Genomic DNA, 26,508 nt, shown 5'->3' on the forward strand with positions numbered 1-26,508 from the left:
TCAAGATGAGAACCTCAACCCGAGCTCAAATTGGTGAATCGGCATACTCAACCACGATGCAGGCACTGCGTAGTGCTGCCCGAAAGATCCCTTCATACTTACTCTCCTGAAAGGAAACGGGCGACTGATTGCTCTACTGCTTCTGAACGGCGCAAAACAACAGAGGAAGATATGGTAACTAGACTTCGGCCGAGCCGCTGTTCCCAGAGACGATGTAACTCCCACCTTCGGCGTAGGCCGTTTGATTTCCCGGCATCCCTGTGGAATTATTTCCACTATCTATACTTGTCCAGATAGTGTGGGTGGCTTGGAGGAGTTGAACTCCGGAGGATAAGTGGTTGAACGGACATCCCTCCCTGCGTTAGGTAACGGCAGGCATTTCAGACACGCTTTTATCTGAACGCTTAGTTGGAGCACATGGGGTTCGGCCAGCACGGTGACATGATCACCTGGGGTCGTCCTCTGCTCAAAACCGCGTCGAGAGAGCCTACTCCACCACTCAGCCGCATCCGATGGCGATTCCTCCTCTGCTCGAAAGTAGGTGACGGTCAGATCTGCGGGTTGTGGCTGGTAGGCCCTGCGTGCAGCCACGTGCGCTCGTCCCGTCTTCAGCGAACGCCGCACCCACTGTTCCAGCCCTTCACGCGGCAGCATCTTCAGTTCGCTCAGTTCCGCGACGACTCGTCTTACCTGCTCTTCTTCAGGTAAGCCCTCGATCGCAGCGGTCTCAAAGGAGCTGCTTCGGCGTGTAAAACGTGCGGCGGCCTGCACAATGCCTGCGAGTACCTTTGCCGTATCGATCTTCTCGATTACTCCCTGGTCCGCCACCCCCGCGCGCGGCGAATCGATCAGCCCGAGAAACGCGACCTCATCGCCTAAAGCACGTAGTTTGGCTGCCATCTCGAAAGCGACCATACCTCCCAGCGAATGCCCACATAGCAGGTATGGCCCCTCAGGCTGCAGCCGCTTCAGCTCTACCAGATAGCTCGCCGACATCGCCTCCACGCGGTCATGTGGTTCCTCATCGTCCTGGATTCCCCGCGCCTGGAAGCCATACACCGGAATGTGCAGCCCAAGATGCCTCACCAGAAACATGTAGTTGTAAAGCGCACCACCACCGGAGTGAACGAGGAAGAGCTTGACTGCAGACTCACCCGACCACAACTCAACAACCCTGGAGACATTGGAGGACGCCGATTCAAGGATCTCTGCCAACCGCCGGATGGTTGGCTGCTTCAGGAAGGCGGACAAGACAAGACGCCGGCCAAACTGATGCTCAACCCGCATCAGCATACGCATGGCAAGCAAGGAATGCCCTCCGAGATCAAAGAACTCCTGTGTCACGCCGAAGTGGCCTGCGGGCAGTATCTCCTGCCAGAGCCTGAGCAATGCCTCCTCCGTCGCATTGCGCGGCGACTCCACCTTTGCATCCGCGGCTTCGGGGGTCGGCCGAATCTGCTGGAGGCGCTTGCGATCTACCTTGCCGTTCGCCGTCAGCGGCATCGCTTTGACGAAGACAAAACTGGAAGGCACCATCGCATCCGGTAGCGTCTTGCGTAAAAATGCCCGGATCACCAGCGCTGTGCAGACCGAGGGATCATGGGGCATCACATACGCGATCAGCCGTGTGTCGAGGACGCCAGCCCTCTCCTCCAACTCCGCAAGCACCACGACAGCAGCCACCTGAGGATGCTCGCGCAGACGCGCTGCCACCTCCTCCGGCTCCACACGAACACCATGGACTTTCACCTGAAAATCCATACGACCCAGGAACTCGAGGTTGCCGTCAACAGTGAATGCCCCTCTATCGCCGGTCAGGTACAGCAGGTCATCGGAATACTCAGAGAACGGATTTCTGATAAACCGCCGAGCCTGTTCCTCCGGAACGTTCCAGTAGCCCGCGCTACGGAACGGAGTGCGGATTGCGATCTCTCCGGGTTCGCCTATGGCACAGCATTGCTTCGCGGGCGACAGAATAAGTACCTGCGTCTGAGGCAACGGCTTGCCGAGAGGCTGCACGCCGGCACGCATCTGCCGGGGAACCCGGTAGAAACACTTCGCGAGCGTGGTTTCGGTGGGCCCATAAAGATTGATCAACTCGCACTCTGCTGCAATGACCTTGCGAAAGCGCTCGATCAACGCAGAGGTGAGAGGTTCACCAGCGAAAAATAATCTCTTCAAATGGGACAGTGGCGCAGGCGACGGCTGTGCCAGCCACAGATCCACGACGGAGGGCACTGTGTGCATACTGGTGATCTGTTGCATCTGTAACCAGTCCAGCACAGCGCCCGGCGAAGCAAGGTTATTCGCAGAGGGCACCACCAGTGTCGCACCCGATGTAAGCGGCAGGAAGATATCGCGCAGCACAACATCAAAAGAGAGCCCGGTGAGATGGGCACACCGGTCCCCAGGGCCAATACGGAACTCCGCACGTTGCCAGGCGAGAAAGTGAGCCAGCCCCTCATGTGTTCCCAGCACTCCCTTCGGTCTCCCCGTGCTGCCGGAGGTAAAGAAAAGATACGCGGCACCGGGGCCACTACCCAGCGTCAAATCGTGCACGACTTCGGCGCCATCCACCGTGAAGCGCAAAGTAACCAGGCCAGGCATCGCGTCCTGCCATGAAGACGGAACCGGGTGACCCGCAATCTGCCAGAGAAAGCGCGCTTGCGCCTCTTCAAGCATCATCAAACGGCGCTGTTCGGGAAGATCCTCACTCAGCGTAAGAAGGACCGCACCTACCGCAAGCACCGCGGCCATGGCCACCGCCATCTCCACAGAGCGCGGGCCACTGACGGCAACGACCTCACCCGCCACGACACCATGGCACTGCAGGTGTACTGCGCTCGCCTGGACCTGTTGCCAAAACTGTATGTAGGTCAACTGCTTTGACTCGCCCCTCACCGCCAGCGCATTCGGCGTCCGGCTCGCCCAGTCGCGAATGCTCTCCACAACCCGCGGAAGTTGAGGCTTCGGAATAGGCTCTGCAAAAGGCTGTGGTTTGTTTCCATCCAGCATCAGGCTTCCTAAGGTCCTTCGCGGATTATCGAGAATCTGTACCAGCAGATGATGAAACTGATCCAGGAACAGCTCTACTCTTTCCCGCGTATAGAGCGCAGGACGGTACAGCAAGCAAAGGCTGTAAATTCTTCGTTCCTCAGTGATCTGCATTTGCATGGAGAACTCGGAGCCCTGTACCGGAGCCTCCAGGAGGTTGACGCGAATTCCCGGCCACTGCCACGAGCGCGCGGGGACAGGGGCAAAGTTGAAGAGCACATCAAACAATGGGGCTGCTCCCCCACGCTTCGTCTGAAGCGCATGTACAACCTGCTCATAGGGAGCCTCACCATGCGCAATACCCTCAAGCACCCGTTCGCGCACGGTCTGCAACAACTCTTCTACCGTATCCGTCTCCTGTATCGTCACGCGCAGAGCCAGTGTGTTAACGAAGACCCCAACCAGCCTCTCGCTATCAGCCCTATCCCTCCCGCTCACAGGAGAACCTACGATCAAATCCTCCTGCCCTGTGCACCGTGCAAGCAGAATGTAGAAAACCGTCAATAGCAGAGCAAATGGTGTCGTACCGTGCGATGCGCTGAACGACTGCATTTGGGTAGAAAGCTCAACACCAAGCTGCCTGGACAGACTGGCTCCCGCAGCAGGAGGAACGGCAGGATCCTCTGAAGCATCCGGACGCAGCCGAACCGCAGCCGGAGGCTCGGCAAGGCGGCTCTTCCAGTACTCCATGATGGGACCGAATCCAGGCGATTCGATCCTCCGGCGCTGCCATGCGGCAAACTCGTGATACTGCATGGGCAGCGGAGCCAGGCTGCACTCGCCTCGTAGTTGCTGCGCGGTATAAAGTGCGGTCAGTTCTTCCAGAACCAGACCAATCGACCAACCATCTCCCGCGATATGGTGTAGAGCGAGAACAAGATCATGACGATGCGGTTCCATGCGGATCAACAGCGCACGGAACGGAGACTCCTCACCGAGCGAAAAGGGCCGGGTTGCCTCCTCGCGAAACGCCACCTCTTTGCGCGAATCCCGATCCTGAACCCCGACCGCGCACAGATCAAGGATGCGCAGCAGTCCGTCTCCCGGCGCACCAACAGAGGGCTGCAATTGGCCGTCCTTCACAGGAAAAGTGGTGCGTAAGACCTCGTGCCGCAAAACGATCTCGCGCAATGCAGCCGCCAAAGCATCCACGGCAAGCTCACCTTCAAGCTCCAACGCACCGCACAGGATATGAGCTGTATCATCCCCTGCTGTAGCACGGTGAAAGTACATTCGCTCCTGCGCGTAAGAGAGTTGCCGAGGCTCGCAATCCGGTCCGTTGCCTGCAAAGGTGCGCGGAGTCTCCGGGGCCTTTGGCACGAGGCTCTTCTGTTTCAGGCGCTGCATCAGCAACTCGCGTTCACGCGGCGAAAGCTGCGCGATACGTTCAGCGGTTGTCACAGTCCCTCCGCTGACGAGGTACTTTCTGCCGTCTCCGTGAGCACCGCCTCCAGTTCCTCCGCGCTCATCGACTCAATGTCAGCAAGAAGGTCTTCCAACATACCAGCATCTATGTGCTCCGCCTGGAGAGCGCATATCACGCCTGCCAACTCAGCCACTGTCGGCGCCCGCAACAGGCTGACAAGCGGTATCTCGACGCGCAGCATGGCATACAGCCGGGCGTTTAGTTGAGTTGCCAGCAATGAGTGTCCCCCAAGGGCAAAGAAGTTGTCATGCACTCCGATGGGGCTTACGCCAAACAGATTCTGCCAAATAGCGGCCAGTTGCCGCTCCAGTTCGTTCCGTGGAGCCTCATAGTTCGAAGCGAGTGTTGGCCTCTCCTGCAGGCTGACAACGGATGCCGAGAGGACTTTGCGTTGTCCAACCCATTGTCTGAGCCGTTCGTCCAGGCTGCCCGAAGAGACTGCGACCTGGGTTAGCGCAGGCTGTGCCAGCACGCGGACAAAGGCCTCCGCGCCCTCGTGGCCATGCACGTAATACGCGCTGACCGTGCCTCCCAGCAGATTGTTCCCAGCGCCGGCATCTTCCAGTCTCCAGGAGTCCCAGTCGATGCTGAGCCAACGGGGCCCGATACCGTTTCCAGTACGGCGACGATTGGCCCACGCTGCAAAGGAATCCAAATAAAGATTGGCTGCGCTGTATGCCGTAAATCCGATGCCTCCCAACAGCGCGGAGAGTGAGGACGTGAGCATGCAAAAGTCAACGGTCCGTGTCTCCAGAATCCGCTGCAGTGTCATCACACCAAACACCTTTGCGCGGAGCTGTTCCTCACTGTGCTCCGGCCGCATATGAACGATCTCGGAGAACGTGTCGATGCCGACGCTTCCGGCGGCGTGGATGACACCATGCACGCCGCCAAAGCGGGCCTCTGCCCTGGCGAAGGCCTCCCGCATTGCAGGTTCACTGGAGACATCGGCCTGCACGATCAGCACCTCCACGCCCCGCGCCTCCAATGCCTGTAGTTTGCGGATGGTCCTGCTAGTCGGATCTTCTTCAGGGCGAGTCTTCTGCCAGTCCGACCACGCTGAACGCTCCGGGAACTTCGACCGGCCAAGCAGCACCAGGCGGGCTGCAACCTTCTCCGTCAGATACTCCGCAATCGCCAGGCCTACAGAACCCAACCCTCCGGTGATGAGATAAATCCCCTGCCTGCGGAGCGGAAGATCATGGTCACCGGGCATCGGAATAGATACCTGCGTCCAACTTTCAACCAGGCGGTCGCCATCACGATAGGCCACGGCCGTTGCCTCGTCATCGCAGAGTAGCTCGTTATACAACTGCGCGGCAGCCTCACGCACGTTATCTGCTGAGACGTCGATATCTGTAACGCGGCAGAAGAAGTTGGCATGCTCCTGCGGAGCAACCAGCGCGGGACCACGCAGCAGCGCCTTTTCCGGCGACACGTTATCTTTTCGCGTGACCTGAAAGAGATGATTGCTGACAATATCGAGCCGTTCGGGATGATCGCGTCCCGAGCGCAGCAACGCCTGCAACGTCGCCACGAGCCCGCCATAGCCGCTGGGATACAGTCGCCAAAAACACTCAGAGGACGGCGCGCAATCCGGCTCTGCAGGCATAAGCGACCAAAGGTGAACGATCCGCTGTGGAACGAAGTCCTCTGCCTGCAGACGCGCAAACAATGCCGACAGACTCTCCGGCGAAGAGGGATCCACGGTGTAGTCTTCGTCACGGCCACACCTCTCATTGCCGAGAGCAACCGTCCGGACATCAGCTTGGTTGAATCGCAGTCTCTCTGCCAGCCTCGCTCCAACTCCCGTGGCGTCGCTCAGAATCAACCATTTCTTCAATGCCGTGACATCCGGGACAAGGGGCGCCAGCGAAGGCTTCCAACCGCGCAGATAAAACCAATCATGCAGAGGCTTGCGCACCTGCTCGGCACGTCCGTCAGATAAGGCAGGATTGGCAGGAGGCTCTATCCAGAGCCGCTGGTGCTGGAATGGATACGTCGGCAGTGGAACGCGCCGTGCAGGATGAGCAGCCGTCAGTGCGGTCCAGTCCAGCGGCGCTCCCGCGACCCACAGTCGAGCCAGCCCATTCAGCAAAGCAGCTAACTCGGACTCCGAGCTATAGTGCCAGCGCATCAGCGGAACCACTGCCGGTCGCCCCTGAGCAAACTGTGCCTGCTCCCGCACGGCCTGCGAGGTAAGGCCCTGGCCCGGCCCGACCTCCACCAGCAGCCGAGAGGACTCTTTCATCAACTCGCGCAGACCGTCGTAGAAGCGTACGGTGTGGCATAGATGTTGAGACCAATATCGTGGATCTACCGCCTGTTCATCACGAATCCATGTGCCGGTCGTACACGATATATACGGAATGCGCCCCCTGGATAACTTGACTCCGGACATCGCCTGCTCCAGCAATTTTGCTACAGGCTGCATCATCATGGAGTGGTAGGCGTAAGCGCTGCGGAGCCGCTGAAAGCTAACGCCACGCTGCTTGAGACGTGTCTCGGTTTCAGCGATTCCGGCCTCACTTCCCGACAGCACGCTGACGTTGCTGCCGTTGACTGCAGCCAGCGACACCTCCTCAGAGACGTACTGCGCAGCCTCCGATTCCTGCAACGGTACAGCGAGCATCAAGCCTGGCAGCGCATGATCTTCAATCAAGAGGGCGCGTGTTGCTACTGTGCGTAACGCGTCGTCAAGTGAAAAGACGCCGCTGACGTATGCTGCGGCAAACTCTCCGATACTATGGCCGATGCAGGCCGCAGGTACCAGTCCCCAACTCAGCAGCAGGTCTGCCAGTGCGGCTTCCGTGACGAAGATGCCGGTCTGCAGAAAAGCCGGGCGTTCTCCAGGACTCTCGGCCGGAGCTGCGCCGCGTCCAAGCATCGCCCGCAGATCGGGTTTTGACGGCTGTTTCGAAGCAGTGGGCTCATAGTGGGGATGGCTGTAATCTTTGCCCGGGTACAGTGCGCTCCGAATATCCGCCTTAAGCACAGGCTGCAACAACGACGCACTACGATCGACTGACTCGCGAAATGCCGGCTGTGTGCAGTAAAGCTCCCACCCCATGCCTGGGTAGTGGTCACCGAGCCCCGGGAACATGAACACCAGCTCCGGCTTTGCAGACACCGTTCCCCTGAACAATCTCTGTGCGTCACCATGGGACAGCAGTCTGCCGGCTTCGACGGTATCGTACGCTACCACCGCCGCTCTTTGCTGGAACGGTTTGCGGCCAATCTGCAGCGTATAAGCTACATCCGCCAGATCCAGCACTGCATGCGACGAAAGGTGATTGCCCAGTTGCGCGAGGGCCACGTTCAGCGCCTCTTCGGACTGCGCAGATACAGGCAACAATTGCGGCATGCGTCCCCCAGTGTCCCCTTCCCGGAGAAACTGCGGAGCTTCCTCCAGGACGACATGGACATTTGTGCCGCCGATACCGAAGGAGCTCACTCCCCCGCGCAATGTTCTCTCCTGAGAGAAGTGAATGCTCTCACTGTTTACATAAAACGGTCCGTCCTCCATATGGGTCGCGGGGTTGGGCCGCCGGAAGTTCAGCATCGGAGGCATCTCACGGTGATGCAAAGTGAGAACCGCCTTCATCAATCCTGCAACGCCCGCAGCGCTGTCAAGATGACCGACATTGCTTTTGACGGAACCGAGTGCGCAAAACGCGCGTCTGCCATCACAGTCGCCGAAAGCCTCGCGTAACGCTGCTACCTCGATAGGATCACCCAGCACGGTGCCTGCGCCGTGCGTCTCGATGAAGGCCATATCCGTGGGCTCCAGACCAGAGACAGCCAGGGCTTCGGCGATGACACGGGCCTGCCCCGTCACACCAGGCGCAGTAAAACCGACCTTTGCGGCGCCGTCATTATTCGCAGCCGAGCCCCGAATCACGGCATAGATATGATCTCCGTCCTCCAGCGCATCTTCCAGCCGCTTGAGAACGACGACTCCAGCGCCATCGCCAGACACCGTTCCCTGCGCATCCGCATCGAAAGGGCGGCAATGTCCATCCGGAGAGAGGATGCTGCCGGTCTCGAATAGATACCCATTCACCAGGGGCAGGTGAATGGAAACGCCGCCTGCCAACACCATGTCCGTCTCTCGTAACAGCAGGCTTTGGCAGGCCAGATGAACAGCTATCAGCGACGTAGAACAAGCGGTACCGACGCTGATGCTGACACCGCGCAGTCCCAGGTGGTAGGCAACGCGCGTGGCAAGAAAATTCGAGTCGTTCCCCAGCGCGGCCTGGAAGGCGCCAGTCCCTTCCACCAGTTCACGGTTCGGCCAGACATGCCGTAGCAGATACATGCTGAGGATGCTGCCTGCAAAGACGCCGATCGCTCCCGGATAGTTCTGCGCGGTATATCCTGCATCTTCCAGGGCGCTCCATGCGCACTCCAGAAATACACGCTGCTGGGGATCCATGATGGCGCCTTCACGGGCACTCAAGCCAAAGAAGCCGGCATCGAAACCGTCGGCCTGGTCGATTGCACCCTTCACCGGCACGTAGCCAGGCTGACCCCAGACAGACTCCGGGATCCCGGACTGCGTCAACTCCTCTTTGGAAAATCTGGTAATCGACTCGGTGCCCGATTGCAGGTTCTTCCAAAATCGTTCAGGGGTATCGGCGCCTGGAAAACGGCAGGACAGGCCAATAACTGCAATCACTCCGGCAGCAGCGGAAGCCTCTTCGATCACGCGAAATCCCTCTATGTAACAGCGCTCTGTTTTACTCAGCGGACGGAACAGAAGACCTCTACACGAGGCACTCTATACAGATAAATGCGATAAATGTACAAGGTCGCCCATAACGCGTCAAGATGACGCTCAGAGGTCTGGCAAGGCCTCCATTACAGCCGGCTAAATATATCTACAATTTTTAGAAACAAACCCATTACAGGTCGGTTATACTTGCCGTGCCTTTTACAAGGCGATCAAAAATCTGAGCATTTCCAGGAGCTACTATGGCAGAGCAGTTAAACGTATCCGGAGTCTCAAAAGTCCAGGGCAAGACACTGAAGGCCCCCCTCAAGTCAGCCCTAAAGACCAAGCTGAAAGCTAGCTTCAAGGGCGATATCAAAACCAAACTGAAGACCAAGCTGCAGAACAGCCTCAAGGCTAAGTTGAAGCCTGTCTTCAAAGCGAAGTTCAAGCCTGAGTTCAAAGAACTCAAGTCGACGCTGCCCCCCGCAGCAGGCGCCAAGGCTTAGGCCCCATCTCTATACATATCGAGTGCAGAAGATGCGCGCCCCTTCCGGTCGCGCATCTTCTGTCAACAGGTGTCCGCTCAACTGAGAAGGATGGCAACACCATGTTCATTCGCACGCACCAGAGTGCATCGTCGCGTCTTTATTCGAATTTCAGCCTGTATTTTCGCAGTGCGGCACGCCTCTCACAAAAGACATACCAGGGCGTAGCCTTCCTGCTCGCCTGCTGGATCTCAACGTGCTCCGTTTTACCAGCCCAACAGCAGGCCAAACAGGATTCAGCAGAGGATAAGCATCCCCCAAAACTCATCCTGCAGATCGTCGTCGACCAACTTCGCGAGGACATGCTTTCGCGAATGGCTCCCCGCTTTGGAAAGGGTGGCTTCCGCTATTTGATGGATGAAGGCGTCTGGTACGTCTCCGCGACACATCCTCACGCGAATACAGAGACCGCCGTGGGCCACACCGTCCTGGCTACCGGAGCCTATCCCTCCCGTAACGGCATCATTGGAAATAAATGGCTCGATCCAAAGACAGGGAAAGTACAGGACTGCGTAAATAACCTTGATTACTTTCTGGTTGGAACGCAGAAAACCAGCGCTGCTCCTCTGCAGATTCTGACCACAACCTTCAGCGACCAGATGGCTCTTGCCACCAACGGCAAGAGCCATATCTTTGCGGTCTCCGAGAAGGACCGGGCGGCGATCCCACTTGCAGGACACAACGGCAAAGCGTTCTGGTTCAACACTGATAACGGTCAGTTCAATACCAGCACCTATTACTACTCCGCCTACCCCGCCTGGGTCAGCGACTGGAATAACAAGAAGGATGCAGATGCCTGGCAAAACAAGGAGTGGGTGCCACTCGACAAACCCACAACCTACCTCTACTACGGAACCGGCCCGTTTGCCAAAAACATGGGGCCCTACGGCGATGCCTTCCCGCATCACTTTGGAACACTGGGAGGCGACGGCACATTCTATACGAAGCTGACGATCAGCTACGTCGGCAATCGACTGACTGCAGACTTTGCAAAGGCCCTAATCGAGAACGAGCAACTTGGCTCTCATGAAGGAACAGACTATCTGGGGATCAGCTTCTCTTCAACCGACATCGTCGACCACAACTTTAGCCCCGACAGCATGGAGGGTGAAGATGTTCTGCTGCGTCTGGATCAGACTCTGGCCTGCCTGTTCTCTTACATCGACAAGACCGTGGGCCTGAAAAATACTCTCATCGTACTTGCCGGCGATCACGGCTCGGCCGACGTTCCCGAGTACCTGGAGACACTGCACATTCCAACGGGAAGGCTCGATACCACTATCGACGACCTCGTTACGGCGGTGAATCAGGTCCTCCTCGATAAGTATCAAGTTCCAAATCTGCTCTTCCCCTCTCACCAGCCATTGCCTTATCTCTACCTTGACCACGACCTCATTCAGAAAAATCATCTCGACCTGGTAGAAGTGCAGCGCACGGCGGCAGACGCTGTCATGAGCAAAAAAGGAATCTACCTGGCTCTTCCAGCCACCTCAACACAAACCAATAACTCCAACGGTGATGCCCAATTGCTGGAGCGCATTCAGCGCATGCACAATCCGGCACGGGCAGGTGATCTCTACGTCGTCCAACTGCCGCAATGGCAACTAGGAAGACCGCCGGCATCTGGTGAAGGGAACCTCCCCGGGGCTGGCGTTGATCACGGTTCGCCCTGGGAGTACGACACCTCTGTCCCGGTCATCTTTGCTGGAGCCAGGCTAAAGCATAGTGTCATCTCACGCCCGATCAGCACAGTGGATGTCGCCGTCACCCTCTCTGGAAAGCTGGGCATCGGCTATCCCTCAGGCAGTGCCGGCACAGTGCTTCCTGAGATTGTGCCCGCCGCTATGGCATGCCAGGATATGGCCGACGAAGAGCACTGCAAGTAGTGCGAAGCACATTCCCTGAGGCTTCAGGCTCAGGGAGGCGGCGTCTTTAGAACAGTGTCCCCATAGAGGTAGAGGATTTATTTTCGACTTTCCTGCAAAATTGTCATCTCGACCGGAGGCGGCGTTTTTTGCCGCCGTAGCGGAGAGACCTGCAGCTTGCCTGCGCAGGCGATACTGCCTCCCCCAGCAAGCCTGCAGGTCTCACGAAGTCGAATGGACGCATGACATAAGCCGTCATGCGTCGATCGAGGACAAGTCATGGGTAGTTGGGGAAAATCCTCGGCCCCTATGTGGAAACCGCTTTAACCTAAACAGCGTCGGACACGCTCCGGCCATTTCTCCGGATGGAACCCCTTCTGGCTAAGAAAGCCATAGGTCCAGCGATCGATTCCGAACCCGATGCAGGAGCTCTCCGCAAGACTACCGTTCATCAATTGCGTCCCGTAGACAGAGGTATAGAAATCACGGTGCAGATTGAAGGAGGAAGCCGCCAGAGACTCGTCACGGAACGGTAGTGGGAAGAGAAGTTCGTACTTCACTTCACCCATACGTTGGAAGATGGTCTTGTCACGGTTGGCATCCAAGAAGAACGGGTCGTTCGCGACCTCGACGGTCACCGTGAGATCCAGCTCGCGGCATAGCTGCAATGTACGTTCTAGTACCTGTTGGCGCAGACTTTGCATGTCGGCATAGGATCCGAAGAACACGATGTCGCGAACGGTAAAGTCCCACCCGCGCGCCAGTGGACGAAAGCGGTTGTTCTCGTAGCGGAAGACATGGTTCTGCATCGTCAGCGTGCGCACCTCGCCCTCGGCGAGCGTGACTCCGCGCATCTGCCGGTAGCACGGCAGGCAGACACCAGGAGTGAGCACATGCTGAGGCGAAGTTGCGTGCTTGCCGGCGTGATAAACAATCTCCTCCGGCGCTCCCATCGCCTTGGCGACCGAGTCGAGCACAGACAGATCATCCGGTAGATGAGAGCAGAAGGTAACGTGCTGAGGAAAGTGCCCCAGATAGCCCAGTTCGGCAACGATCGTAGCGGGAAGGAGCGTTGGATACTGTTGCTCTTCAGCATGAAACTCTTTCGCTAACTTCAAGAACTCCTGTTCAAAGAAACGGAACAGCTGCAGGATGCTGCCGCGAATTCCTGCCAACCCCGGTCCCAGTGGCAGCAGATCGTTCGTATGCGAGAGCTCTTCGTCGACATCGAACCATGTGTTTTCTTGGCTCTCCGTCTGGAAGAGCACCTTGGAGGCAATTCGCCGATGCGTCTGGAGTATGCTGGCGACGAAAGATGCTGTTCCATCGGCGGCATCGTTGTCTCTGCACTGGATCTCGAGGCTGCCGCCGGAAGCATTAAACGTTGAGCTCAGCACATGATCGCCATTGAGTGCCAGGCCGTGAAGCACCGCTTTGACCGCGGCTCCGCTTGCCCGTGAAAGATCGAGGGTACGCGTAACGATATCGCTCATACGGCGGCCTCATTGTAGGTATAGCGGGCGATCGCTGTTTCCAGCACCTGCGTACTGCCTTCGATCACCTCCATAATCTTCGCGTCGCGGAGAATGCGCTGCATGGGGGATTGCGCCGAACATCCAACCGCCCCGTGAATCTGCACGGCGTCGGCCGCGATGCGGTTGATGGCCTGGGATGCGAAGTACTTTGCAATCGTGCTCGCTTTGACCGCAGCTGGTGAGTTCCTGCCTCGTGTGCTGGAAGCTCTCCAGCAAAGCAACCGCGCGGCTTCGATGTCCGTAGTCATCCGGCAGATCATCCGCTGCACCAATTGAAACTCTGCCAGCGCCGCATTGAACTGATGGCGGGTCTGCGCATAGTGCAGACAGGCCTCCAGGCAGGTGCGCGCCATGCCGACGCAGGCCCAGGCAAGGTTCAGGCGGCCCTGATCGAGCCCCGTCGCAGCGAAGTGCGTCAGACCGAAGGGAGACCGCCCTACCAGGGCCTCCGCAGGCAGAAAGCAGCGCTCAAAGCGCAGCGTCGCCAGCATGTAGCCGCGACAACCGAGCATGCCGTGAATGGGTATCCTGGTTAGCCCTTCTGTATTGGAAGGAACGATGAAGATCGCCGGCCCATTCTCCATTCGAGCGAGCACCAGGAATACATCCGCGGACTGGCCGCAGGTGATCCATGTCTTGGTGCCTTCGAGCGTATAGCCACCCTGTACGGCCATCGCCTGCAACTCGACGGCTGCGGCATCGCTACCCACGTTGGGCTCGGTGATCGCCAGTCCGGCTAGGCATTCGCCGGAGGTCAGTCGCGGCACCCAATAGTCTTTTTGCGCGGCGCTTCCCCAGCGAGCAATAATAATGCCGCCCATGTGATGCACGTTGACCAGCCCCTGAATCGAGGCACTTCCTGCGCCCAGCGCTTCGTGCATCAACCCATGTCGTATCGCAAGGTCCTCTGGATCTCCGGCGGGGCCGCCCTTGTCCGCAGGAAAGCCGCTGGCAAACGCTCCTTGCTGGCGGAGCGCCTGGATCACCTCCGCGGGAATGCGCTCTTCATGATCCACCTGCTGCGCATAAGGAACAATGTGCTTCTCTGTGAAGTCGATCCACTGGCGGTGAAACTCGTTGTAATCTTCAGGCCAGCGCATCTCAGGCGCCTATCTTTTTCTTCACTAATTGCACCATTGCACGCAGCGTCCTGAAGTTATCCATCTCCAGGTCATCGCTCTCTATCTGGAAGTGAAACTCCTGCTCCAGGAAGGACACCAGTTGCATTGCGAATAAGGAATTGCCGAACCCCAGAGCAAAGATGTCGTCCTCTTCGCTCAGCGTACGACCTGCAAAGCTCCGCGCTAAAAAGCCGTGGATGCGTTCAGTAATCTGTTCTTCGGTTTGTACAAGAACTTCGCTCAAGCTCGTTGCTCCTACTTTGAGTGTGTGAAAACAGTTTCAGAGAAATCCTGTGCTGCAGGGAGAGCCGAATGCCCGCGGCGCTGCAGCTCCAGAGACACCGTCTCAATCCAGCTCTGTGGCGGCAGGGTGCCGTCCAAAACAATGTCGGAGGTCCTGCGGGCCTCATCTACGGCCACCTGGTAAGCTCGCCGTCCTGCCTGTAAAAACGCTTTCAGATCGGTCACGACATGACGTAACTGATCCGTCGCTTCACGAGAGCCGGACTCTAATGTTCGGATCACACGCCGTGCAAGAGCGATGTCCATGGGAGTATCGAGAAACACCACGAGGTCCAGCAACCCCTGGAGCTCGCGCCGCGCTCTACCGAAAGGTTCTTCCACCAGCAGGAACGGTGCAGGAGAGATCATCTGTCCCTGCGGCGAATGCACCTTCTTTCCTGCCCTTAGCGCAGCAAGGTTTGTTGCGAGCTGAGGTGTCTGGAAGGCATTGAGATCAGCGCCCGCATCCAGCCATCCCACGATGTCTGCCGGTACGTTCGAAACAGAGATGTAGTCATCAAAAGCCAGGCTGACTGTCTCGGGCAAACGCGCGGACAGCTCTCGCAGCAGCGTTGACTTGCCGCTGCCGGAAGTGCCGGAGATGCCAATGCAGAAGATCTCAGTTGGCATGCTTACCTACAGTCCAACTCTCAGGCAGAAAATCATGCACGACAGTTGCATGACCTGTCTTCCTGGCAAGTTCTACGGCCACGTTGCCCGCCGCCACATCCAGAATGCCCAACCCAAAAGGACTGAAGAGGAGCGGCTTGCCCGGGATGCGGACCGGTGTCTTTCCGGCCAACACCGCACCCAGAGTCGTGCGGATGAAATCCCGGTTCTGCACCTGCTCGCTGGCCAGGTGGATGGAGGTCTGGTTGCTGCAAACGTGCTCCACGTCGTCGACAACGTTATCTGCTTGCAAGATTGCCTCCGGCGTGAAGTCGCGCAGAGAGACATGCAAAATCACAGCATCAGACTTCACGCGATCAAGCTGGCCGAGGTATGGCGTCGTTGCCGTTGTTGCCAGGCTGACAAGATCGCTGGTGCTGAGGAGCGCACCGGAGTCTTCGGAGATGCTGAACCGTCTTCCCTCTGCCAGATGCTGACAGCCCTCGACGAACTGAACCGCGCGTGAAGGAAGCAGGTCGAACACTTGGATGTGATCCACCTCCGGATGAACAGTGAGGAGGAATCGTAGCGTATGAAAGTTGATAAAACCGGCTCCGATCAGCCCAATGGTCCGCACGGATCCCGGGGCCTTAAAGGTCTGCGCAGCCAACGCGGCGCTGGCTGCCGTGCGATACGCGTTGATAAGCGAGCCCTCCAGAATGGCTGTCGCAAAACCCGTGTTCGGAGAGTTGAGCACCAGAACAGCAGAGGCACGGTCTTGCCCGCGTTGAAGATTGCCCGGGAACGAGGCCACCCATTTCATTCCGGCTATCGGTTGTTTCCCGCCCAGATAAGCAGGTTTGGCGATGATGCGTGCTGACGGATCGTGCGGAAAACGCAGGAATGGGCAATTCGGCAGGGACGTATCACCGGCCTCATGGGTCAGATAGGCAGCGCGTACAGCTTCGATCAGGCCCAGTTCCTGGCCTTCAAACAACACTCCAATCTCCTTTCCACGCAGCAACAAGATGTCGCCGTTGTTCAAACTTCCCATGCCTGATCCGCCTCCTCCATCGTTAGTGAGGCATCCCCAAAGTGTTGCCCCGTCCACTCTTTGGAGAAAATGGTGTCCAGATAACGCTCGCCTCGGTCGCAGAGAATCGCGGCGCAGGTCGCGCCGTCAGGAATGCTGGCCTGATACCTGGCAATGGCAGCTACAACGGCGCCGGCAGAACCACCGGCAAAAATGGCCTCCCGGCGCAGTAGATGGAAGCACCCGCGCACGCATTCGATGTCGGAGACTTTGACGTGGTCATCTTCGAGGCCGGAGTAATACAGTTCCGGCAACCGCGAAGCTCCGTGGCCCGGGATCAGCCGCTTCTTCGGCTGGTCCCCAAAGATCACGCTGCCACAAGCATCGACGGCGACTACACGGGTCGAGAGTCCGTTCTTTCTGGCATACTCGCTGCACCCGCGGAGCGTCCCACAAGTGCTCGTTGCCACAAACAGGTAATCCAGCAGCGGAAGTTCACGGTGAATCTCCGCCATCGTCTGGTAATGCGCCTTGGCGTTGGTCAGGTTTGCGTACTGGTTTACCCAGAAGCTGTCCTTGATGGTTCGGCATAGATCCTGCACAAGCTCGATACGCGCACTGAGCAGATCGCCGGTCACGGGATGAGGCCGCTCGACCAGTCTTACATCAGCACCGTAGGCCTTCAGGACGGCAAGGTTCGTCGGCGTAATCAAGGTATCGACGACGCAGATAAATCGCAGCCCAAGGCGCGAGCACGCTTGTGCCAGACCAATCCCCAGATTGCCTGAACTGGACTCAATGATGGTGGTTTCAGGGCCGATACGTTGCTGCTCCCAGGCCTCCAACAGCATGCGCATCGCAGTGCGGTCTTTGATGCTGCCGCCCGGGTTCAACATCTCCAGCTTTCCGTAAAGGTAGAATCGGTCTCCGAACAGCCGGTTCAAAAGCACGAGCGGAGTATTGCCGATGGCACTGAGAATACCCTCAGCTGGCGGTGGCTGATGGACCTCTTCAATCGTGGCGATACGGCTTGCTGCAATCATCTTCCCCTCCGGATACTGCTCAACGCCGGTTACTGCTCTGAAAAGTGAATGGGGTTCTTACAGATGTTCTGACCGAAATTAACTCAAACTGCCGACCTCACGCCGACTGAGCGGACGCATGTCCTTCCACACAGAAGCTATATGCTTCAAGCACTCGTCTTTGGTTCCCGTAAAACCGCTTGAGATCCAGCCCAAAGGAAGCTTCCGGTCAAGCGGCCACAGCGAGTATTGCTCTTCGCTGTTGACCACGACCTGGATCGTGGATTCCTGCCAATCTACGCTCGTTGACATAAATGATGCTCTGCCTTGGTCGAAATGAGCTTATTTCTTAGCGACAACGTTATCACACCCTTACTCGTGCCAGGGAGTAACTGTTTACGCGGCAAGATACACTGTTTGCGCTAACGACTGCAAGACGCGTCATCATGTATAGGCTCGTGCTAAATCTACCACAAGAGTTCCGGCAATTCGTCCTGTTCGATCTTCCCAGCCATGAGGCCATGGTCGACGGGATTCGCATCGTCTGGTTCCAAAGAGATGTACCGGAGCCTGTTTGCAAGCCGCTCGCGCATCTTTTGAGCAGGCAGGAGCGGGAGCGCGCCGACAGTATGGTATTTGCGGCCGACCGTCACTCTTTCATTTGGGTACACGCCTGCAAACGCGCCCTGCTGGCTGAATACGTCGGCATGAAGCCCTCGCAGTTGGAATTCATGCACAACGCGCAAGGTAAACCCTTTCTCGTAGGATCCGACCTGCAGTTCAGCCTGTCGCATGCAGGCTCCTATGCCGTGATAGCGCTGGTTCGAGGCCGTCGGCTGGGAGTGGATATCGAGCCCATCCGACGCTTAGAGGACGCGATGGGCCTTGCCCGCCGCTTCTTTTCTGAGAAAGAAGCAGAGCGGCTGCGAGACCTCGAAGGAACCCCCGACTTTGGCCTGGCATTCTTCGAATGCTGGACCCGGAAAGAGGCCTTTATCAAAGCGCTCGGTGGAGGTCTGTCCATCCCTCTCAACGGGTTTGAGGTGAGCTTCCATCCGTCCCCCAACCCGGATCTGCGCGGCATCTCCGTGGCCACCGATGGATGGATACTGCATGATCTGAAGCTGGTGGATGGCCATGCAGCCGCCCTGGTAGCTGAAGTTTTCAGTTGAGTTTTTCGCGAAGACCAGTATGCTTCCTGTACAGCGATTCCTTAGCCGCCCACTTATACTGGGTTCATAAGAATCTCTACCTAGAACTTCACTCGCAGAGTTTTACGAAGCTATGGTCAATGTTTTTCACGATATGCCCTGCAATTCCAGGGCATCGAACGATCACCCCACAGTGTCGTATTCACTGGGTCTACGCACCTTACCTCGCCCTCTAACCTGCTTTCATGCCGGAAGCGTAAAGGAGCGGTGCGTATGAGCAGCGTCCCTGCAATCTCCGAGCTCACAGCACAAGCTAAACGGCAGTTGCTGAAGGATCTCCTGCGCAAACGCCTCGGAGAGGAGGACGGTTGGTTCCCACTCTCACCCTCGCAGGAGGCGCTCTGGTTTTTATGGAAGCTGGCTGAGGAAAAGGGCACCTACCATATCGCTGTACCTGTCGGCATCCGTGGCCCGCTGGATGTTGCCGTCTTTGAGCGCTGCTGGCAAACATTGATCGACAGGCACCTGGGGCTACGACTGCAGTTTGCAGAGCGCGATGGAAAGCCGATGCAGCGTTCGATCCATAACCATCGTTTTGTCCTGCGTCACATCGATGCCAGCTCGTGGACCGAGGAGCAACTGGCCAACGAGATGCGAAGTGAGTACGTTCGCCGAATCGATCTTGAGGCGAGCGCCTCTCCCTCTGTCATCCTCTACAAGCGCAAGCCGGGAGAAGCAGTACTGCTGATCGTCCTGCATCATATCGCCGGCGATCTATGGTCATTGATCGTAACGATGGACGAGCTGCGCATCCTCTACGACGCGGAACAGAATGGCAGACGCGCCGAGTTGCCGCCGCCTGCCATTACGCTTCAACACGCAATCGAATGGCAGGCCCGGCAACTTTCATCTTCGGCCGGCGACAGGCTGCGCCAGTACTGGCAGCAGGAGCTCCAGGGAGATCTGCCCTTGCTGGACCTGCCGACGGACCGCCCTCGGCCGTTACAGCGTTCGTTTGCAGGATCCATGTATCTGCAAACAATGGATGCGGAGTTAGCTGCCGATCTTCAGCGCCTTGCGGCAGACAACGGTGTGACCTTGTTCTCTGCCCTCCTCGCTGCCTACCTGACGCTTCTGCACCGCTTCAGCGGGCAGCAAACCGTCATTGCGGGAACACCTGTCGCAGGACGCTCGCGCAAGGAACTGGAGCCTCTGGTCGGTGACATGGTCAACATGGTTCCGCTGCGGGCCGAGTTCGACGGCAACCCAACCTTCCGTGACCTGCTGAAACAGATGCGGAGCCGCGTGACTGGAGCCATCGCGCATGGGGACTTTCCCTTTTCACTCATGCTGCCTTTGCTGGAGCAGCCGATGGATCGCAATCGCACGCCGGTCTTCCAGACGATGTTTGTGCTGCAGCGTTTCCAGCGCTATCCGGATTTCAGCCGCTCCATGCTTCCCACCGAAGATATATCGCCGATTCCATTTGCCGGCCTTGAGTTGATACCTATGCTGTTTGCGCAGCAGGAGGGCCAGTACGACCTAAGCCTGGAGATGAAGCAGGACGAGCAGGGGAGGCTCATTGGCGGCTGGAGGTACTCCACCAGCCTATTCGACCTGGAAACCATTCAGCGGCTCGCAGCGCACTTTGTAACGCTGCTGCGGGGTGTCGTATCAGACCCCGGACTGCCCGTCGCCTCGTACGCTCTGATGACGCCGGACGAAACCGAACGCTTCTTGCAGGACGGGCGAGGCGCTACTAGGGAACTGCCTGCAGAGAAGACCGTTTGCGAGCTATTTCTGAAGCAGGCACATCTGACTCCGAACGCCATTGCCCTGTGTGTTGGCGAGAGAATCCTCACGTATGCGGAGTTGGAGAAGGAAGTAGATCGGCTGGCACGCCGGATTCATGGATTGCAGCTGCCGCCTGGCTTCCTGATGCCCATCCTGCTTCCGCGCGGAGTGGAGTTCATCACAGCCATTCTCGCGATCCATCGCGCCGGTGGCGCGTTCCTTCCCATGGATCCCCGTCACCCCATGGCCAGGACAGCCGGCATCGTAACGGAGGGTGGAACACCTGTCGTTCTTACGACAGCCGGCATCCGCACCGAGCTGCAAGCGGAGTTACGAACCTACCCTGAGGCGCTGCGCTGTCGCTTGCTTACCCTCGAAGAACTGCCGCAGCCGGAGCCGACTCTACCGGATGTGCCAGCGAACGGACTGGCCTATGTGATGTTTACCTCCGGCTCCACGGGCAAGCCCAAGGGCGTCATGGTGGAGCATCGCGGCATGATCAACCATGTGCTCGGCAAATTGCAGGACCTCGGCATCACCGCCATGGACCGTGTGGCTCAGACCGGGCCGCAGTCCTTTGACATTGTGGTGTGGCAGTGCGTGGCACCTCTGGTCGCAGGTGCATCGGTGTGGGTCTTCACGGACGACGAAGCAGAGAATCCGCACACGCTGCTGGAGCGCTCCCGGGACAACAGAATCACCGTGCTGCAATTGGTGCCGTCGATGCTCACGGCGTTACTCGATGAGGCTGAGAGCGCCGCCACATCGGCGGCGTCACTTCAGCAGCTGCGCTGGATGGTGCCTACCGGGGATGCATTTCCTACCGTGCTCGCAGAGCGCTGGCTTGCGCTGTTCCCGCACGTTCCCCTGCTGAACACCTACGGCTCCACGGAGTGTTCAGATGACCAGTGCCACTACGCGTTGGATCGACTGGAGGGCTCGGACCTCGCGGTGCCTGTGGTCTCCATCGGAACCCCCATCGCCAACATGACGGCCTATGTCCTGGACGGGGCTCTACGTCCGGTTCCCGTGGGCGTCGCCGGCGAACTCTACATTGGCGGCGCGGGCGTGGGGCGAGGCTACGCAGGACAGCCGGAGTTGACGGCACAATCGTTTCTGCCAGACCCTTTCAGCACGACGTCCGGCGCACGGCTGTACCGGACGCGCGACCGTGTACGCCGCCGCCCGGATGGACGAATCGACTTCATGGGCCGCAATGACCATGTCATTAAACTGCAAGGGCTACGCATCGAGCCTCGCGAGATCGAGGCGGTCATGGTGCGGCATCCGGATGTATTGCAGGCAGCAGTCCTGTTGCTGCATGACCCATGGCGGCAGCCTCGCCTGACTGGCTACTACACCGGAACAGCCACAAGCGAGAGCCTGTTGCGTTGGCTGGCAGAGCATCTGCCGCAGTCCATGATTCCTTCAGTGCTGTGTTCGCTGGCTCAGCTCCCAATGAACTCCAGCGGCAAGCTCGATCGCAAGCAACTGCCGGAGCCGGACTGGGGCAGCACCGGGCAGATGGATGTCATCGCACCTCAAACCCCCGCGGAACAAGCACTCTATGATATCTGGCAGGCCGTGCTCGGGCGGTCTGACTTTGGCACAACGCATGATTTCTTTGCCGTAGGCGGGGACTCTATCCGCAGTATTCAGGTAGTGTCACGCGCCCGCTCTGCCCAATACGTCTTTCAGGTCTCTGACATCTTCATCCACCGCACTATCGGCGCACTCGCTAGGGTTGCGAAGACAGCGATGCCCATCGAGACGCATGAACTGCCGGCAATCCAGGCTGCCGATCTTGCAACCGCGCTGCAACAGGTTCAATTTGACGAGGAAGACTGATGCCGCCATCTGGAGTACCTGAGGTTTATCCACTGTCGTTCATGCAAGAAGCGATGCTCTTCCAGTGCCTGCAGGCACCGGGTTCAGACATTTACGTGCAGCAGCTCTCGTGCGAACTAGCCGGGCCCCTCCGCGAAGCGGACTTCACGGATGCCTGGGCTCGATTGATCGACCGTCACGCCGTCCTGCGCACCGCGTTTGCCTGGAAGGACCTTCCTGAACCGCTGCAAATCGTAGGCAAGGTTCGTGTGCCATTAGAGACGCTGGACTGGACAGAGATGGAGTCTGCACAGCAACGGGACTCTCTGCAGGAGCTGCTGGCGAATATACGCGCCACCGGATTCCAGATGCACAAGGCCCCGTTGCACAAGCTGCACCTCATCCGCCTTGCCGCCGACCACTATCATCTGGTTTGGACCTGGCACCACATCCTGCTGGACGCATGGTCTGTGCCCGTCATCTTTCGTGAGTTCTTCACGCTGTATGACGGACACTCGCTGCCGTCGTCGCCGGCATTTCGGGACTTCATCGCGTGGCAGCGCAGCCGTGATCTCGCCAGGGCGGAGGATTACTGGCGCACCTATCTGGATGGCTTTACCCGTGCGACTCCGTTGGGGTTGGACCGAGAGTCCACGGGTGACACGGGCTACATCCTGCAGTACGAGCTTCTGTCTGCGCAGGAGGCGCAGGCCATTCAGGATGCGGCAGCGGCACTCAAGGTGAGTGTATTTACGCTTCTGCAAGGCGCATGGACACTGCTGCTCAGCCGCTACAGCGGCACAGAGGATGTACTCTTCGGAACAGCTGTCTCGGGCCGACAGGCAGAGTTGCTGCACATCGAGGAGATGTCCGGGCTACTAATCAACACCATTCCTGTGCGTTGCCGCATTGTCAACGAAGAGACCGTGTCGGACTGGTTGACCCGCTTGCAGCGGCAGCAGTATGAGACGCAGGCGTTTGATTACGTCCCATTGCGCAAGACGCAACAGTGGAGCGCCATACCTTCCGGCGCCCCTCTGTTGGAAAGCATGCTGATCCTGGAGAACGTGCCGCTGCATAACGCGACATTCGGTGGACAAGACCTGGGTCTGGGACAGATCTCTTTCACAGAGCGAGGAGAGTTTCCGCTGACGGTCATGATGTCTCTGGAGAGACAGCCACGACTCGGTATCGGGCTGCAGCGCAACCGCTTCTCCGATGGGGATGCCACCCTTATTCTGCGCCAGCTGCGCTTTGTCCTGCAGCAGTTGGTAGAGCACACAGAAGCTACCGTGCGTCAGATCGACATCTTCACACCCACGGAACGGGCGGACCTCGTCTCGTCCGGCCGTCCCGAGCGCGATCTTAACCTGCAATCCGCCGCGGCATTGTTTGACCGGCAGGCCGAGCGGACTCCGTACGCTACGGCGGCCGTGTTCCGCGCAGAGTCCGGCGACGAATTCATGTGGACCTACCGGCAGTTGCAGCGCCGGTCGCGACAGTATAGTAGCGGTTTGCTGCAACGGGGCCTGCGGCGTGGGAATCGCGTCGCCATCTGTGCGGATGCCTCTTTAGACCGTCTTGCGGCGATTTTGGCCATCTTGCGCGCTGGCGCCGTGTACCTTCCACTCGACCCGGAGATGCCTTCGGCCTTGCTGCAGGATCTACTAAGCGATGCCACGCCTGCACTGATTTTGACAACGGTCGATCTGGCCGCAGAGTTTGCGCCATCCAACAACTGCGAAACACTCCTTCTCGAAGGCGCCTTCCGCGAAGTGGAACCGATACACGAGGAAGCGGAAGTAAGCCCGCAGGATCTTGCTTACCTGATCTATACCTCGGGCTCGACCGGCCGGCGCAAAGCCGTGGCTGTCACGCATGCATCGTTGCAGTCCCTGGTCGAGACCCAGATCGCAGCCTTCCGGATTGACCGGCAGAGCCGTGTTCTGCAGTTCTCATCGCTCAGTTTCGACGCATCGATCTCCGAGATCTTTACTGCGCTGTTAGCCGGTGCTGCTTTATACATCGCGCCGCGTCGCCTACTGCTTCCCTCCCGCGAGTTCCTTGAGCTGCTCGCCGAGTGCCGGATCACAACCGTGACGCTCCCCCCCTCTGTACTGGCTGCCCTGCCCTACACGGTCCTGCCCAGCCTGCAGACCCTGGTCTCAGCCGGGGAAGCATGCCGCTCTGAACTGGTGGAGCGCTGGAGTCACGGAAGGCTTTTCCTGAATGCCTATGGACCTACTGAATGCACGGTATGCGCCACCTTCGGAGAGGCCAGACGGGGAGTAGTCAATCCATCCATCGGGCGTCCCTGTGATGATGTTCAGGTGTACCTATTGGATGATGCCCTGGAGCCGGTTCCCAGCGGCGTTCCCGGGCACATGTACCTGGGCGGGCGTCAGGTCAGTGGCGGGTACTGGAATCGCCCTGAGCTCACGGCCTCGGCCTTTCTTCCCGATCCCTTCTTCCCTCGTCCCGGCGCGCGGATGTATCGCACCGGCGATCTTGCCCGCTTACTGCCTACCGGAGAGCTCGCCTACCTCGGTCGTGCGGACGAGCAGGTGAAGGTGCGCGGAATCCGCATGGAGCCGGGAGAGGTCGTCTCGGCCATCCTGCAGGATCCCACTCTGAGCGAGGCCGCCGTCATCGCCATCGAGGACGCCGACACGGGCACCGCGCTTGCGGCCTATGTTGTCCCCAGAATCACACCCTCCAGCGGCGCCGGGGAAACAGGCTGGTGGCCATCGCTCGCCGAATATCTGATCTATGACGGCCTTGCGTACCATGCGATGACCAGCGATGAGCGGCGCAACGAAAGCTACCGCGCCGCAATTCGTCAACACGTACCGGGGAAGGTCGTGCTGGAGGTGGGCACAGGGCCTGAGGCGCTGCTTGCACGCTTCTGCATTGAGGCCGGCGCCAGCAAGGTATACGCCGTCGAACTGCTGGAGGAGACCTTTCGCCAGGCACAACGCCGCGTGCATGAACTCGGCCTCGAAGACCGCATCTTCCTGGTGCACGGCGATGCGACGAAGGTGGAGTTACCCGAGCCCTGCACGGTGTGCGTTTCGGAGATTGTCGGAGCTCTGGGAGGATGCGAGGGCGCAGCGGTCATCCTGAACAGCGTGCGCCGGTTGCTCACGCCCGATGCCGTGATGATCCCGATCCGTAGCCGCACACTGATTGCACCGGTGGAATTGCCGGAGGCACTGCGCGGCAGACTAGGATTCGGAGAACTCGCGGCCAGCTACGTGGAACGTATCTTTGCCGATGCCGGACGCCCGTTTGATCTGCGGCTGGCGGCCAGGGGACTTCGCTACCCATCCTTGCTCGCTGAACCGCGGATGCTGGAAGATCTCGACTTCAGCGCTATGACCTCTACCAACGAGACATACGACGCGAACTTCGCGATCGACCGGCCAGGGCGCATGGACGGCTTCGTCGCGTGGCTGATGCTCGATACCGGCGCAGGCGAGGAAATCGACATCCTCGCACACGATCACTGCTGGCTTCCCGTGTTCTTCCCGTTGCCAACCGATCCGGTGAAGGTGAAAGAGGGAGATTCCGTCACAGCTAAAGCTGGCTTCACCTTGAACCACGACGGCCTCCATCCGGATTACTTTGTTCATGGGCAGATCGAGTCCTCGGACGGCACTGTCATAGAGTTCCGCTATGACGCACCGCACGATCCCAGAAAGTTCAAGGCAACGCCCTTTACGCAGCATTTCTTCCATGATGCTGACATACCTCGTACAGAGGCGATGAGCTTCAATCCTGCGCTATTGCAACAGCGTCTGCATCAGTCTCTGCCTGCATACATGGTCCCGGAATCGTTTGTGGTGCTGGACCACCTGCCGCGCACGCTGAGCGGAAAGCTTGATCGAAAGGCGCTGCCTAAGCCGGTATCGTCACACACTGCGGTAAAGATCTCCCGTGGCATGACGCCACGCAATCAAACAGAGCAGGAGGTCGTCTCGATCTGGCGCGATGTACTCCGTCTGGACGAGATCGACCTGCAAACCAGCTTCTTCCAGCATGGCGGAAGTTCCCTATTGCTGCTCCGAGTACAGACGGAGATCCAGCGCAGGCTCGGTGTCGAACTGCCTGCGACAGATCTCTTCCGCTACCCCACTGTAGAGACTCTGGCCCAGCACCTGCACGAACGTATCCCGGTCCAGGGAACAGATCTTATAACGCCTGTATCGACCGAGAAGAGGCTTTCCGCCCGGCGAGACATGATCGCACTCAAGTCTGTGCTCAAGGACCGGCTGAAGGTTCCACTGAAGTCGGCATTCAAGGACCCGCTGAAAACGGTACTCCACTCGGCTGCAGCCCATCCTTCGCCGGAGCCCGAAGAAGCACCTGATGTCGGGGCATGATCCCCTCCTATGCCATCGAAAAGAGTCCAACAAAGTAAAAGAGCTTATCCTGTCCTGCTGCAATTCCGCGTTCTCTATTGCCGTTGCTTTTCCTGCTTGTCATCCTCGAAGAGGATCTGCTTCCCTGCCCAGAAGACTGGATTGCGGC

14 protein-coding genes are annotated in these 26,508 nt (G+C 58.4%); 5 read left to right on the forward strand and 9 right to left on the reverse strand.

The features are described from left to right. Window positions 1-279: 279 nt before the first annotated feature. Together HDF15_RS04535 and HDF15_RS04540 are read right to left on the reverse strand one after the other, a co-directional pair. Window positions 280-4,455 carry an amino acid adenylation domain-containing protein gene (locus HDF15_RS04535; protein WP_184253174.1) on the reverse strand — a complete coding sequence of 1,392 codons (4,176 nt, stop codon included), beginning with the start codon at window positions 4,453-4,455 and terminating at the stop codon, window positions 280-282. After that, window positions 4,452-9,188 carry a type I polyketide synthase gene (locus HDF15_RS04540; protein WP_184253175.1) on the reverse strand — a complete coding sequence of 1,579 codons (4,737 nt, stop codon included), beginning with the start codon at window positions 9,186-9,188 and terminating at the stop codon, window positions 4,452-4,454. Before HDF15_RS04540 ends, HDF15_RS04535 begins: the two co-directional genes overlap by 4 nt. Window positions 9,189-9,454: 266 nt before the next feature. Here HDF15_RS04540 and HDF15_RS04545 point away from each other — a divergent pair, with 266 nt between their 5' ends. Together HDF15_RS04545 and HDF15_RS04550 are read left to right on the forward strand one after the other, a co-directional pair. Then, window positions 9,455-9,700 carry a hypothetical protein gene (locus HDF15_RS04545; RefSeq protein ID WP_184253176.1) on the forward strand — a complete coding sequence of 82 codons (246 nt, stop codon included), beginning with the start codon at window positions 9,455-9,457 and terminating at the stop codon, window positions 9,698-9,700. A 101-nt stretch (window positions 9,701-9,801) separates the two neighbouring features. Continuing rightward, on the forward strand, window positions 9,802-11,625 hold the full coding sequence (locus HDF15_RS04550) for an alkaline phosphatase family protein (protein ID WP_184253177.1): 1,824 nt from the start codon (window positions 9,802-9,804) through the stop codon (window positions 11,623-11,625). A 302-nt stretch (window positions 11,626-11,927) separates the two neighbouring features. On the opposite strand, the gene HDF15_RS04555 is transcribed toward HDF15_RS04550, so the two are convergent. The 7 genes from HDF15_RS04555 to HDF15_RS04585 form a co-directional block, all read right to left on the reverse strand. Continuing rightward, window positions 11,928-13,097 (reverse strand): hypothetical protein, encoded by a 1,170-nt coding sequence (locus HDF15_RS04555; RefSeq protein WP_184253179.1) that lies wholly within the window; start codon window positions 13,095-13,097, stop codon window positions 11,928-11,930. Further along, window positions 13,094-14,239, reverse strand: coding sequence for an acyl-CoA dehydrogenase family protein (locus tag HDF15_RS04560; RefSeq protein ID WP_184253181.1), 1,146 nt, complete (start codon window positions 14,237-14,239; stop codon window positions 13,094-13,096). Before HDF15_RS04560 ends, HDF15_RS04555 begins: the two co-directional genes overlap by 4 nt. Window position 14,240: 1 nt before the next feature. Then, window positions 14,241-14,504 (reverse strand): acyl carrier protein, encoded by a 264-nt coding sequence (locus HDF15_RS04565; RefSeq protein ID WP_221314274.1) that lies wholly within the window; start codon window positions 14,502-14,504, stop codon window positions 14,241-14,243. Window positions 14,505-14,515: 11 nt separating this feature from the next. After that, window positions 14,516-15,172, reverse strand: a complete 657-nt coding sequence (locus HDF15_RS04570; protein ID WP_184253183.1) for an AAA family ATPase — start codon at window positions 15,170-15,172, stop codon at window positions 14,516-14,518. Next, a complete protein-coding gene (sbnB, locus tag HDF15_RS04575; RefSeq protein ID WP_184253185.1) occupies window positions 15,162-16,205 on the reverse strand; it encodes a 2,3-diaminopropionate biosynthesis protein SbnB in 1,044 nt (347 codons plus the stop codon). Before sbnB ends, HDF15_RS04570 begins: the two co-directional genes overlap by 11 nt. Then, the gene (sbnA, locus tag HDF15_RS04580) at window positions 16,193-17,227 is read right to left on the reverse strand and encodes a 2,3-diaminopropionate biosynthesis protein SbnA (protein WP_184253187.1); all 1,035 of its coding nucleotides are present in this window, start codon (window positions 17,225-17,227) and stop codon (window positions 16,193-16,195) included. Before sbnA ends, sbnB begins: the two co-directional genes overlap by 13 nt. Before the next feature lie 78 nt (window positions 17,228-17,305). Next, a complete protein-coding gene (locus HDF15_RS04585; protein WP_184253189.1) occupies window positions 17,306-17,518 on the reverse strand; it encodes an MbtH family NRPS accessory protein in 213 nt (70 codons plus the stop codon). Window positions 17,519-17,652: 134 nt separating this feature from the next. Here HDF15_RS04585 and HDF15_RS04590 point away from each other — a divergent pair, with 134 nt between their 5' ends. The 3 genes from HDF15_RS04590 to HDF15_RS04600 all read left to right on the forward strand — a co-directional run bounded on the left by HDF15_RS04590 (window position 17,653) and on the right by HDF15_RS04600 (window position 26,360). Next, window positions 17,653-18,378 carry a 4'-phosphopantetheinyl transferase superfamily protein gene (locus HDF15_RS04590; RefSeq protein WP_184253191.1) on the forward strand — a complete coding sequence of 242 codons (726 nt, stop codon included), beginning with the start codon at window positions 17,653-17,655 and terminating at the stop codon, window positions 18,376-18,378. Between the two features lie 252 nt (window positions 18,379-18,630). Beyond that, window positions 18,631-21,999 carry a non-ribosomal peptide synthetase gene (locus HDF15_RS04595; protein WP_184253193.1) on the forward strand — a complete coding sequence of 1,123 codons (3,369 nt, stop codon included), beginning with the start codon at window positions 18,631-18,633 and terminating at the stop codon, window positions 21,997-21,999. Next, window positions 21,999-26,360 carry a non-ribosomal peptide synthetase gene (locus HDF15_RS04600; RefSeq protein WP_184253195.1) on the forward strand — a complete coding sequence of 1,454 codons (4,362 nt, stop codon included), beginning with the start codon at window positions 21,999-22,001 and terminating at the stop codon, window positions 26,358-26,360. Before HDF15_RS04595 ends, HDF15_RS04600 begins: the two co-directional genes overlap by 1 nt. Window positions 26,361-26,508 lie beyond the last annotated feature (148 nt).

The sequence above is a fragment of the Granulicella mallensis genome (assembly GCF_014203225.1).
GTDB classification, from domain to species: Bacteria; Acidobacteriota; Terriglobia; order Terriglobales; family Acidobacteriaceae; genus Granulicella; species Granulicella mallensis_A.